The sequence below is a fragment of the Streptomyces sp. NPDC048484 genome (assembly GCF_040651415.1).
Classification (GTDB): domain Bacteria; phylum Actinomycetota; class Actinomycetes; order Streptomycetales; family Streptomycetaceae; genus Streptomyces.
The window spans coordinates 80954-93959 of sequence record NZ_JBEZJY010000039.1; the positions used below are offsets into that span (position 1 = coordinate 80954).

At 65.2% G+C, this 13006-nt stretch carries 6 protein-coding genes; 1 reads left to right on the plus strand and 5 read right to left on the minus strand.

Going from position 1 to position 13006, the window contains the following annotated elements:
* The first annotated feature begins 3 nt into the window (after positions 1–3).
* The gene (locus AB0D14_RS32915; protein WP_362786421.1) at positions 4–1362 is read left to right on the plus strand and encodes a DUF2399 domain-containing protein; all 1359 of its coding nucleotides are present in this window, start codon (positions 4–6) and stop codon (positions 1360–1362) included.
* Positions 1363–1545: 183 nt separating this feature from the next.
* Here the strand turns inward: AB0D14_RS32915 and AB0D14_RS32920 are convergent, their stop codons facing one another.
* The 5 genes from AB0D14_RS32920 to AB0D14_RS32940 all read right to left on the minus strand — a co-directional run bounded on the left by AB0D14_RS32920 (position 1546) and on the right by AB0D14_RS32940 (position 12895).
* Positions 1546–4623 (minus strand): HsdR family type I site-specific deoxyribonuclease, encoded by a 3078-nt coding sequence (locus tag AB0D14_RS32920; RefSeq protein ID WP_362786422.1) that lies wholly within the window; start codon positions 4621–4623, stop codon positions 1546–1548.
* A gap of 2 nt (positions 4624–4625) precedes the next feature.
* The gene (locus AB0D14_RS32925) at positions 4626–5921 is read right to left on the minus strand and encodes a restriction endonuclease subunit S (RefSeq protein WP_362786424.1); all 1296 of its coding nucleotides are present in this window, start codon (positions 5919–5921) and stop codon (positions 4626–4628) included.
* Positions 5914–7488, minus strand: a complete 1575-nt coding sequence (locus AB0D14_RS32930) for an N-6 DNA methylase (RefSeq protein WP_362786426.1) — start codon at positions 7486–7488, stop codon at positions 5914–5916. Before AB0D14_RS32930 ends, AB0D14_RS32925 begins: the two co-directional genes overlap by 8 nt.
* A 1156-nt stretch (positions 7489–8644) precedes the next feature.
* Positions 8645–9529, minus strand: a complete 885-nt coding sequence (locus tag AB0D14_RS32935; protein WP_362786427.1) for a DUF5655 domain-containing protein — start codon at positions 9527–9529, stop codon at positions 8645–8647.
* A 273-nt stretch (positions 9530–9802) separates the two neighbouring features.
* Positions 9803–12895: a hypothetical protein gene (locus AB0D14_RS32940; protein ID WP_362786429.1), complete on the minus strand. Its 3093-nt coding sequence runs from the start codon at positions 12893–12895 to the stop codon at positions 9803–9805.
* Positions 12896–13006: the final 111 nt, after the last annotated feature.

The following is a 13006-nucleotide window of genomic DNA, read 5'->3' on the forward strand; positions in this document are numbered from 1 at the left end:
ACGATGCAGCCCACCGGTCCCACCGTCCCCCTCAAGGACCTCCCCCAAGGGCTCACCGCACACGCCGTCGTACGCACACGCCATGCCACCGACGGAACCAAACACCTCGTCAACGCACGCCCGACTGGCATGCCCCACTACTCCCAGGTAGACCTCACCGCGACCACGCCGCAGGAACACATCGTCCCCGACGCCATCCCGGCCCTCGCCCGCACCGGTGACCGGGCCTTCGTTCTCAACGCCGCGCACCGCGAATGGCGTGCCGTACAGCAGCGCTACGGCGGTCGCGCCTGGGCCACCGCCATCATGCTCACCCGCGCCGGGGCGGTCGTGCTGCGCTGCAACGTCACCGCCTCCGAGATGGCCCTCGGGGCTCCCATCCGCTGGTACCGCACCGACCTCGCCACCCGGGCAGCCGCACAGTACGCAAAACGGCAGACCATCACACGCGATCAGCTCCGCACCGGCATCCAAGATGCTCTTGATGCGCTGCACTCTCATCTGAGTGGAGCAAGCACCCCCATCCCCACGATGAAGGGGCTCACCGAAATGGCTGTGGAGAGCCTGCGCTCCGCGCTGCAAGCAGAGCTGGACCGACCTGCACCCGCGCCGAAGCGCTCACGCATATTGATCGCAGTCGCCCGCGACCTGTGCGAAGGCACCGTCCATCCCAATGCCCGGGCCTTCTCTCAAGCGCACACGGGCCACACAAAAACCTGGGACGACGCTCGCCCCATACTCCAACACTGCGGTGTCACCCGCGCTGTGGCTACCGGCATCGGACTCCAGCGCGACAGCCGCATCGGAGCCGGAGGAGCCATCGCCCTGCAGACCGCGGGACATAGCCTGCCCCTGACCCGACTTCGGGGGCCTCTGCTCCTCCGCGCCGAACAGACCGACCTCCGCCTGGTCCTGACCGGCGCCCGCCTTGTCATCGTCGAGAACCTGCAGGCCGCCGAGACGCTGTGCGACGCCCTCAACGGGAGTGTCACGAGCAGCGACGTCGGCATCGCGTACTGCGGGGGCATGCCCAGCGCGGCCGTCCTCGATCGCATCGCCGGCCTCGCAGCCACTGCCGACAAGATCGTCATAGCTCCCGACGCGGATCTCGGCGGCATCCGCATCGCCACCGCCATCTATCAGAGCCTGTTGCCCGCAGACCAGACCAGGAGCGTGATCTGCGACGTCGGCGCCACTGCCCATGCGCCACAGAGGCCATGGGCGCCGGACAGTCCCGTCTGGGAAGCGTTGAAGACGGCCCAAACAGGTCCAGCTGGTGCACTCGCCCAGAGTTGCCTCGACCGCGGCTACGCCGTCGAACAGGAATCCGCCATCGTCGAAGGCGTGCTGCGTCTCATCTGAGCTGGATGTCGCAAGCCGGCGTCCCGCGTCACCGTGTACGACGCCACAACCCCTCCAGCCCCTGATGTAGCCACGCCAGCTGGAGTGATGACGAAAATGGCGTGACTCAGGTGGACAGATCAGGGCAGGGCAGCGCGACGAAGCCCGGCAACCGCCACAGGTTGCCGGGCCTCAGTGCGCACATCAGTCGACGAGGTAGTGGGCTTCGACGTAGGCGACGGTGGAGCCATAGGGCTCCCCCACCGGCTTCAACATGTATCGGCGGAAGACTGCGGCGGTTGCACGGCGGACGCCGCGGTTGCGGGCCTCGGCGTTGTCCCATGACTGGGCGAGGGTGCGCTTGACCACCTGGTCGATTTCCTCGGCCAGGTTCTGCTCCGTGACGGTGAGGCCGGGCGGCGCGTGGTCGTGGATGATCCGCGACAGGACACCCACGTGGTCGTCGTCCAGTACGACGGCTTCGTCGGGGTGCTTCTCGGCGTTCACGATGGCTCGGGCGACCCGGAGTGCTTCGGCCAGGAACTCCAGGGCGTCCTGGGCGTTCTGGATGATCCGGTCCCGCAGCTGCCTGATCCGCTCTGCCAGCGCGGTGTACTTCGCGGACCCCGGTTCGACGCCCTTCTCGAGGGCCGCCTTGATGTGGTCGAGGATCTCCGCCGCAGACGGCGGCCTCTTGTCCTCGCTGTCGTCCTTGTCGGGCTTGGGACGGACGAGGGCCAGCAACTCCTTGAGGATCGTGATGCCCTGGGCATCCAGGACGAGGGCTTCTTCCTGGGAGGCGGCCACCGAGAAGGAGTGGACGTGGGCGTTGATTATCTCCAGGACCATCGGCCCCAGCTCGCCCAGTCGCTCCTTCCTTTCCTCGTCGGAAGACTTCTTAAACAGGGTCGTGTAGGCAGACCCGAAGAGCCCGAACCCCTCCTGGTACTTGGCGACTCGCTTGTCCGTGTTGATGAGCGGGTACAGGCGGGCCAGAAGCCGGTAGTTCTTGCTGAAGACCTCGGCGGCGGCAGGGTTGGCGTCCAGGAAGCCGTTGATGACACGTACGGACTCATATCCGTGGGCCGTGAGATCGAGGCCGTCCACATCTGCAAGGAGGTCTTCGATGCGGGCGAAGGTGGTGCGGAACTCGGCGACCAGGTCGGTCAGGTCGGTGACGAACCCGCCGCCCTTGCCGGCGGACCCCTCCGAGGTGGGGTCGACGACGGCACGCTGGACCTCTTCGGCCAGGCTGATGTAGTCCACGACCACGCCGGTGGTCTTCACGAATCCTGCCGGGGACACCCAGGTGCGGTTCGGGCGGGTGATCGTCTGGAACAGGTTGTGAGCCTTCATTGGCTTGTCCAGGTAGAGGACGCCCTCGTTGGGGGCGTCGAACCCGGTCATCAGCTTGGCCGTCACGACCAGGAAGCACAGCGGGTCATCCGGGGTGAGGAATCGCCGCTTCTGGTCCTCCTCGTCGACCTCGGAGAGCCGGTACGGCCGCATGGCCGCTTCCTCGGTCTTGGCGTCCGAGACGTGGATATTCACCTCTGCGGTGATCCGATCGTGCTTGCCGACCTCGGCGAGTACCTGCGCCGCCTCGAAGCCCGCCAGCAGCTCGTTGATCTTCTTCGTGTATGCCACGGCCAGCTCACGGTTGTAGGCGACGACCTGCGCCTTGAGGCCGTTGCGGTAGGTGCCGGCCAGGTAGTGGTCCACGATGTCCTGGCAGACCGTGTGGATGCGTTGGGGGTTGGCGAACACCGAGGTGAGGCGCCCGAACTTGCGGGACAAGGTTTCACGGTCAGGGTCATCGAGGTCGAATTCGTCGGCGAACTGGTCGAACTCGGCCTGTAGCGCCCGGTCGTTCATCTCGAAGGTGACCGGGTGCGGGTCCAGCATGACCGGGACGGTTGCCTCGTCCTGAAGAGACCGGGACACCGAATACCGGTGCAGCACCCTGTCCGGGTCGGACTCCTCACCGAAGAGGGCGAAGGTGTTAGTGGCGAGGTTCCTGACGGGTGTGCCGGTCATGCCGAAGAACTTCGCGTGCGGCAACGCTGCGCGCATCTGCCCCGCCAGGGACTCCTCCTCGGACGACTGGGTGCGGTGTGCCTCATCGACAAGCACGATGATGTTGCGGCGGGTCGACAGGTTCTTGCCGGCGTCCGCGAACTTGTGGACAGTCGTGGAGATGACGCCGCGCACATCGTCAGCCAGCAGAGAACGCAACTCCTTGCTGGTGGAGGGCTGGTGGAAGTAGGCGTCGCCCATCGCAGAGGTGAACACCCCGGAGGTTTGCCGCACGAGCTGGGTTCGGTCCGAGAGCAGGATGATTGTGGGCGACTCGGCGCGGGTGTCAGCCAGTAGCAGCGAAGCAGCGAACACCATCAGCAGCGTCTTCCCGCTGCCTTGGTGGTGCCAGACCAGACCTTTCTTGCCGTCGGCCAGGACCCGCCTGTGGATCAGATGGGCGGCCTCCATCTGCGGGTAGCGGGGCAGGTACTTCTTGTCCGCCCCGCCTCCAGAGGTGTCGAACAGGGTGAAGTTGGCGAGCATGTCCAGGATCGTGGCCGGGTTGAGCAGCAGTTCGACGGAGCGCTGGACGTCGGCCCGCCCGGACAGGTTCTCGTCGTCGTCAGTGGATCGGAACGGCTGCCACAGGTTCAGGGGCGCACCAGCGGCACCGAATCGCAGCTTCAGCCCGTCGGAGGCGACAGCGAAGACATTGGGGGTGAAGAACCACGGGTATTCGGTGGCGTACACGTTGTTGATCTCGCGTGCGGCGTCGGCCCACCCGGACTTGGCGGTCGGTGACTTCACCTCTACAACAACGAGGGGCAGGCCATTGGCCCAGTACACGAGGTCGAACCGGCGGGGGGTCTTGCCGGGGATGGTTATGGTCACCTCGTCCGACACGACCAGGGTGTTGGTGGTCGGGTGCTCGAAATCGATGACCTTCAAGGCGTGCCACACGCCGTCGGCGCGTCGGAACTCTTTGTGCCCGCGCAGCAGTTCCAGCACCTGCTCGTTGGCTCGCACCAGCCCGCCGTCGACGGCGTTGACCACAGCGATGATCTCCTCGACCACGGCGTCCATGTCGAACCCGTCGATCACCTCAGGGTTGAGCCGGACGATGGCGTCCCGCAGCTGGCTGGCGAGCACCGTCTGTGTCGTCTCACGCGGCAGCGACCTGCCCGCTTTGAAGCCCCACCCCATCGGAAGGGACCACTGGATCATCGAGTTCTGGAACTCGCGCTCACGAATGCCCTTTGCCACGGCTAGACCTCCAACAACTCGGCGTACTCGAAGTCGATGGTCCGGTCCAGGAGCCCCGACAGCAGCCCCGCCCGGACCTGACGGAGACGACCGGCCTCCGCACGGGCTGCGGCGATCTTGGCGTCGATGGCCTGCACCGCTTCCATCTGGATCTTGCGTGTCTCGGCGTTGGGCCAGGGAATTTCGAGAGTCTTTAGCCACCGGACGGCGAGGTTGCCGAGGCCGGTACTGCCACTGGCGGACTCGCTCATCTGGTGTTGGATCCTCGGGCTCCGAAGCACGAGGTAGAGGTAGTCACGTGTCTCGATGTCGAGAGCGTCGAGGATGAATTGGAAGGCCGATACCGCCGCAGCGTGTACTTCCTCGGGCGGCAGGTAGACATTGCCGATCCGCTTTCGGTTTCCGTTTGTACGGATCATTACTAGGGACGTCGGGCCGATGACCTTGGTGCGCGCCGGTAGCCCCGCCACATAGGCCAGCTCGCTCAGGTCGATGGACCCGTCGGGCCTCGTGTTGGTGATTTTCAGGACTGTCAGTGCTTCCTCTGACAGGACCGAAGACTCATCCTTGGCCGCCCAAGACGGCCCTGATCCGATTACGGGGCAAAGGTCCCCGAGCAGTTTCGCATTGCTGGTAGCTGTGCTCGTGAACTCATCCAGCAGTCTGCACTGCACTCGCACCGCGGCCAAAGTCTCACCGACGAGTGCGGTGACCTGGTCGTCCACCGCGTCGAGCATCTCCACGATCCGCGCTTGTACCTCACGGGGCGGGATCGGCAGTTGAATCTGCAAGAGCTGCTCTGGGTTGAGACGCTTGCGTCGTTGAACTGTCCCGCTCACTCGGTTCTTCATCTCTGCCCACAGTCGCGGTGAGCCACAGACATGCCTCATCCAGTCGGGCATTATTTCTGGGCCAAGCGTGAACGTCGGGAACTCGTTGCTGACGACGAACCCGTCGAACTCGGCAGGTACTACGGTGATCGGGCCCTCCCACGCGGTCAGCTTTCGCATCACGACCTGGTCAGCGTGCAGCACGTTCATTGCCGTGTACTCTGTATCTCCGCCGTCGAGTTCGCCTTTAGCGATTACCCCCTTTCCCGCATTCAGGACCCCGGCCAGACGGTAGGTAGTTGTAGGCTGCATCGGCGTGCGCTGGATGTCGAGGCGCATCACTTCCCCAAGAGGACGAAGCGGATAGCTGTCAGTCATTGAAGCCCTCGATCCCTGCGGCGGAACGGGTGCCTTGCGGCGCACAGGAGTCCCCAGGTCACCGAAGCTGATCTGCTGCCAATCACTCATCGAAGCCCTCGATACCGGCGGCAGAGAGGACCGCGAGCATGCGCTGTTCGGTCTTTTGGCGCTCGGCTCGGGCGATGTTGTAGGCGTCGATGAGGGTGCCGAGATCCTCTTGCTCGGCGGCGGTCTGTTTGATGTAGCGGCCGATGTTGAGGTCGTACCCGTTGGCCAAAATCTCGGTAATCGGGACGAATCGCGCAGAGAGGCCGTTCTCTCCCTCGGAATCCACCGGGGTGCCATCGCCGTTGAAGTCCAAGTGGTAGGCGGCCACCGTGTCGGCGATGTCAGCATCCGTGAGGATGTTGCGATTCTTGGCCTTGGTGAACCGGTTGGAGGCGTCGATGAACAGCACACCTTCCCGCCGCTCTTTGGCCTTGGTATGGGGTGCACGGAATACCAGGATCGCCGTGGGGATAGCGGTCGAGTAGAAGAGGTTCGCAGGCAGGCCAATGACCGCTTCGAGCAGGTCGTCGTCGACAACGCGCTTGCGGATGGCCGACTCCTGGCCGCCGCTTCGGAAGAGGACACCGTGGGGAAGGACCACGCCGGCGCGTCCCTTCCGCGGGTCCATGCTGGCGATCATGTGCTGCACGAATGCCCAGTCCGCCGACGACTGTGGGGCAACCCCGCCGATGGCGCGCGGGTCATTAGTCCAAGGTTTCCACTTAAGGCTGTAGGGGGGATTGGCGACAATCATGTCGAACTGCTTGACCGACCCGTCTGCCTTCTTGAAGCGCGGGTCCCTCAGGGTGTCGCCGACCTCGACCTTGAACTCGGTCAGGTTGTGCATGAAGAGGTTCATGCGGGCCACACCCGCGGTATCTGTTACCGCTTCCTGCCCGTTCAGGCTGAGTGTGTATCCGCGGTCTCCGCGTGCTTTCAGGAGGTTCGCTGAGGCGATGAGCATGCCGCCCGACCCACAGGCGGGGTCGTACACCGACTCATGGTTCTTGGGGTCCAGCAGCTCGATGATCAGTTCCACAACCTCACGCGGGGTGAAGAACTGGCCGGCGCGGATGCCAGACCCGTCGGAGAACCGCTTCAGCAGGTACTCGTACGCCCCGCCGAGCACGTCGTGGGAAATATTTCCCTCGTGCATCTTGGGGACGCGGTTCATCGTCCGCAAGACCGACGCCAGCACCTCCCCCGGCAGCACCGCTTCGGAGGTCCAGGTCATGGACCCGAACAGACGGGAGAATTTGTCTGGGTTGGCTGACTCGATGGCCTGGAGTGAAGCGCGAACCCGCTGGCCGAGGCCGTGCTGGGCGACGGTGGCGAGGATGGATGACCAAGAGGCGCGGCTCTCGGCGACGGTCCCAGAGAAGATAAAGGGGATCTTGAACGTCTGGTAGTTGCTGTACTCGACCTCGTCGGCTTCCTCGGCTGAGAGGTCGAGGGCCTCGTTCTCCTTGAGGAAGGTCTGGTGAGTGTGCTCCCAGGTATCCGACAGGTACTTCCAGAACATCAGAGGGAAGACGACCGAGGAGTATTGCGCTTCGGGCATCGCCACGCGCAGCTCGTCGGCGGCGTCCCACAACCGGTTCTCGATCTCCTGCTGGGTCACTGCCATCAGTCGGGGGTGTCCTTGTTCGTCAAAGGGCGGCGGCCTGAAGGCCGTGGTGTTTCTGCTGGTCACCTTATTTCGGGTGCGCCAGGCATGCGCACGCCTGGGCCTTCCTCCGGGAAGGCACGCCGGGCGTCGTATTCCCTGCGGGGGAGGCTCACAGACGATATCTCGCCCCAGGGCCACGAAATACGGCAAACGACCCGAACAAACGGCGCGGCTCATCCGGATGCGTGCTGTGGCGACCTGTGGAAGTGTGCGCGCGAGGAGCCGACGGTTCTCCCGCCACACCTCTGTCGCCGCTGCCAGCTTCGTCGGCCGGACCTCATCGCTCACGAGCCGCCCACGCCGGACCTCGCCAAGACGCAACTCGACGGCTCGCTGCTCCAGTCTGATCCGTGCGACCAGAGAGGAATGCCGGGCTCCCTTGGAAGTCGCCTTCGGCCCGCAACGCGCAGGGACCCTCAAACGTAAGCTCATGCGGGCGGCTCCCGAGGCATCGGCAAAGTTGCTACGGACATCCCACCACGCACCACTGACATCGCGGGCCGAGGGTCCTCTCGGAGCCGAAGGCAGAGCCCACCGCCACTACGGACCGGCTTCGCCCCTTGATAGCCGTCACCGGTTCCATGGCTGTTTGGCTGTCACCTGCTCCACTGCAGGCCCCTGTTGGCCTGCAGGCATGTTTGACGACGTTGGCCACGATCCGTGGCGTCCGTTGCGCGAAGACCAGGTGTCCTCGCTGGTACACAGACGGGTGGGCCCCCTCGTCTCAGCCTCGTACGGGAGCCAGCCTCGTAGGCCCACGCACCTCGCCGAGGTCATTCATGACAATCCGTAAGCGGCCTTCCAACCGCCCAGTGAGCGACGGAAGTTCACCAGTCACGGCGTGCACGAAGCCCCTCGTACGGAGGATGCCGCAGGGCCTCGTGCACGCAACCTAGCGTGGACAGCCGCCCGAGACAGCCCGTTCCGAGGCCGAAGCGGCGCAACATAGCAGCGGATCGCTGGTTGGCCAAACCGGCGATCGTCCGCACCATTGGTAGTCCACCGCCACCCCTTGACCGCCCCGTCGAAAGGCGACGCTACGAGCCCTGACCGACAACCGCACACCTCGCACCACCACCGCGCCGACCCAGCCCGTACACCAGGATTTGCCGGTCTACGCCGCGGCGTAACTGAGGCGCAGCAGGTCCCTTGCTCGCTCCAAGTCCCGCTCCGTACGCAGCTGCAGCTCCAGGTCACCCGTGCCATGGTGGCCGAGCCCCGTCACGTCCCGAGTGAAGCCGGGGACGAGGTCGGCCTGTTTCGGATCGACCTTGAGGTAGACAAGCAGCTTGGTCTGCTGCGGCGGGCAGACGCAGGCAAAGTTCCGCAGCCGCTGGTAGGCCCGGTACTGCTTGCGCTGCACCCGGGTGACCCCGTCCCCAAGGCCGAGCAGGACCTCGTCGACGGCCGCAGACAGTTCGGCCATCGCCCCGTCCGCCGTGCGCACCCGCTCCGACGTGCGGCGGCGGGCTGCCCCGGGACCCGCTGCCAGGCCGGTGACCGAAGCTACCGTCTCAAGGCCGAGGTGCTCGGTGCCGAAGTAGCGGTAGCGGACCAGGTCGATGCTGTGCCGGTGCTCCCGTACGGCGTGCACGTCGTATCGGGTGAAGTCGCCGGCCACGCAGATCAGCCTGGGCGCGCTCCACAGCACCTGGGCCGCGGCCGTGATCCCGAGCCGTTCACGGACCAGGTGCTGGTATTCGCTCCGGTGGTCCATCAGCCAGCTCAGATAGAAGAGCCCCTGATGGATCACCCCGGGGTCGATGGCGCGCTTGAATTCCACGACCACCGGGGCACCGTTCTCGTCGATCCCCAGCGAGTCGATCCGGCCGCCGTGGACCGGACCGGTGCTGTACTCGGTTGCCAGGAAGCGGACTCCGAGCAGTGCTTCCATGTTGGCCTCGACGAGACTCTGCACATCCGCCTCGGCATCGGCAAGACGCGGCAAGACCTCCGTCACGCCGCTATTCGTCGTGTGGAACAGCTTCAGGCCCGACACCTTCCCCTCCTACGCTCGAAGATCAAGAACGCCAGGGAGGGATGCGATTGTTTCCGCGATCGCTTTCGAGCGCGTGAAGATGGTGTGAGGGGCCAGGCCCGAGCCACTGGGACGCCCTGGTGCCCCACGAGTCCCGCGGGTTACCTGATCCCACATACGTCCCACAAAATGGCTGACATTACGTCAGGGACGCAGAAAACAGCAGGCCAAAGCAAGTGGACCGTGGACACAACGAGCGCCTTCTAAGCACCCGGTCGGGGAGCGAGGAGCCCCTCAGCCCTGGAGAAGGTGCACACGCGAGCGAACGGACCGGCGGGGATCCTCTTTCAGAAGCCCCTGCAAGTGAGCCCCGTCGGCATGCATGGCCATGTACTGACGCACCATCGCGTTCCGGTCTCGGACGAGAACCTCGCCAGTGGCGGGGTCAGCAGTCTCGGCCTCGCACCACAGTCCTGCCGCCAGAAGGCGGATCAGGTGATCCGAGTGGCTGGCCAGCAGCGCTGGGTCCAAGTGCACTTCTTGGCGCTGCAGTTGAAAAAGGGCGCGAACAACTGTCCGCCTGCCCCCCTCATGGTTTTGCAGGATCTCCAGTGCGCACGCACAGACGTCGGCGGCCTGCTGGCCCGGGCGCGCGAGGCAGGCAGCGGCGAGGAGACCGTCCGGTCGTAGCGTGGTCGGACCGAGGTTGAAGCGAAAGCGGTCGAAGGGTTCGTTGGGAAGATCGTCATCTGCGCTGCCGTCGTGGTGACCGCGGGCGAACTCCATGGCCGTCGTGAAGTGGCGGGCACGTGTGTCGTGATCAAGGTGTGGTGCCAAGGTCGCTAGGGCGTGCAGGGCGTCTCGGCGTTGGAAGGCTGCGTCTTCGTGGTGGAGGGCGTGAGCGATGAAGCTGTCGGACAAGGCTTCGCGTTCGGATGGCCCCACGGCGGCGGCCAGCAGAGCCAGCGTGCTGAGGTCCCTGAGCGGGTGATCCTCGGAGCCGTTGGCCGGAGGAGGAAGCGGCAGCTGGCTTTGGGCCGCCGTCGCGGCTTCCGCGATATTGGTCTCGACCAGGACGAGAGCGAGAGCGACGTTGGTGTTGCCTTCGCGGGCTGGGGACGTGCACTGTTCGGCCACGATGTCCGGTCGGAGAGCCAAGGCGGCCACGCCTTGGTTGAGGATTGATGCGGCGAGGTGGTCTGCGCAGAGCAGGGTCCGGCACATCGAGCGGATGGCGGTCTCGCGCAGATCGGGATGGGTGTGCGCGATGACGATCAGGCCCTGCATGTGCTCGCGGTCGGTCCTGCGATGAGTGCCGGGCTTGCGATCCAGGAGAGGGCCGGAGTGGGAGAGGAAGCGTTGTGCCTGTTCCGGGGTGGATGCGCTGAGGAGGGCAGCCACCGCGGCGAAGGCCGCGTGGACGGCGCTTGCGGTGCGGGGCAGGGACGGGCGGTTTAGCTCTAGTTCGTCTAGGGCTGCGTCGAGCCATTCTCGGGCCTGGTCGTCGGGCAGGAGGTCCGCTGTCGCTGCCGCCGCGCGGAAGGCGCTCACCCGGTACCAGTTGGCCGAATCGATCAAGTTCTCGTCCGGCGGGAAATCGAGGGGCTTCTCTGGCAGGAGCTTGGCGGTGGTCGCCAACTCGTCCACGTCACCGGCGGCGAGGTGGTGGAGCAGCCCCTGTTCGGGCTGCTCCACCTTCTGATGCAGGACTCCGAGAAGATGCTCGGCCTCTTGCTCGCCGGACCAGTCTGCAGTTACGGCGGAGCGCGAGCGGTAGGCGTCGACGGCCTGGGCGGCGTCGGCGAGCCGTCCCTTCTGCATACGGGACAGCGCCCTCTCCCTGACCCGCACTCCAGTGGGCAGGACGCTGCCGCCGTTCCCGGCAGCGCGCAGGGTCAGGATTCGGCGATAGCCCTCATTGATACTGGAGGGCTGGGTCAGTCCGAAACGAATGCTGATGAGGGTCTGGGTCTGGAGCCAGTTGACTACGTCGTCGATGGCTCCTTCCTCGGTGGCCAGGGCGATGGCGTCGGTGTATCGGGCGAGGGCAGCGGTTGCCTTCTGGCGCTGGACAAGATGCCGACCGTGCCGGGCCATGAGCAGTGCGGCCAGCTTGGGCGGCCAGGTCGTGCGGAGGGTGTACTGCAAGTCCTCCCAGAGTTCCCCGACACCGGCGTCCGCCAGACAGGCCCGCAGGCGGGCGTGTTCCTGAGAGCCGACACGAGCCGCCTGAGCTACGGCTTCGAACCGCTCGGCACGGTCGGTGATGAAGTCGAGTCGGCCTTCGGCGACCGCGTATTCAGCGAACATCATGAACGCTGAAGCACGTGAAGGGTCATCCTCCTGGAGTGCGTCGACAGCATGAGCGACTTCGTCCAGGCTGGTGTCATGATCGTGCTCGTACGAGGCGAGTGCGCCCAGTGCCTGTATGGCGCGAACGAGCGGCTCGGGAGCCTCTGCCCCCGTTGCCTCCAGACGACTGATCACGGAGAGCGCAAGTCCGGGTTCGCCGGTCTCCAGTTCCCCTGCCATGACCTGAAGGTCTACGGCCACAGCCGCGGCAGTGTCCTGGGCTTCGTGCAAGGCTGCTGCCTGGTCGCGGCGGATCTGCAGCGCGTGCGCGACGAATCCCCCAGCCTCCAGCGCAGCGGCCAGGCGCTGGTAATCCCCTGCGGCTTGCGCGGGTTGATCCTTACGCAGCAGACGTGCCGCTTCCAGGTCCTGTTGCAGGCCGAGATGCTGTACCGGTCCCCGGACCATGGCGTCGGACGCAGTAGCAGCTGTCTCGGGCGTAATGTTCGGTTTTTCGAGCACCCTGCAGACGACGCGCGCGGTCTCCGAGCCGAAGAAGCGGGTGACGATACGTGGATGTCTCTCTAGTTTGTCGGAAAGCTGCTGTCTGCCCCACAGGTCGATCGTGATCTGCGGGTTCGCCTTCCGCAAGGCATGGAGCTCGTCGTCGATCTTCGTGTCGCTGACGTCGGCCGTCGTCATCACGATGAGATGCTCGGACTCGAAGGGCCGGGTTCCTGTGGCGAAATCCTTGACCGCCATTGCCAGATAGGCGGCGGTGTACTTCTTGTAGTCCTTGGCCTGGTAGACGCGCGCTTTCTCGCCGTCAAAAAAGCCGACCACATCAATGCCTTGCTGTTTCTGGCCACGTCGTCCGTAGACACGTGCTTCGAAGGCACCATCGGCCTCGCGTACGACCGCGGCCACGAGATGCTCGAACGACTCCCATCCCAGGTACCCAGTCGGCAGAGTGAGCGCTGCCGTCGTCGGCAGCGCTCTCGCAACCTCAGGTGGCGGCCCAGAAAGCCGGTGACTGTCGTCGAGCGGCTCCCACTCCGACTCACCGACGCTCACATCGTATCTGGCCTTGGCCATCGGGCACCTCCTGCCATGCGTCCCTGTCCCCAGCCGAGGCCGGACGGCCATTCTGAGGTTCCCCCGCTGCTCGGGAGGCTCTGACCAGCTGGTCAGAGCCTCCCGAGCAGC

What these genes read in the sequence shown, in the direction of transcription:
- AB0D14_RS32915 (WP_362786421.1), top strand. Translation starts at nt 4, where the DNA reads ATGCAGCCCACCGGTCCCACCGTCCCCCTCAAGGACCTCCCCCAAGGG.
- AB0D14_RS32925 (WP_362786424.1), bottom strand. Translation starts at nt 5,921, where the DNA reads ATGAGTGATTGGCAGCAGATCAGCTTCGGTGACCTGGGGACTCCTGTG.
- AB0D14_RS32930 (WP_362786426.1), bottom strand. Translation starts at nt 7,488, where the DNA reads ATGGCAGTGACCCAGCAGGAGATCGAGAACCGGTTGTGGGACGCCGCC.
- AB0D14_RS32940 (WP_362786429.1), bottom strand. Translation starts at nt 12,895, where the DNA reads ATGGCCAAGGCCAGATACGATGTGAGCGTCGGTGAGTCGGAGTGGGAG.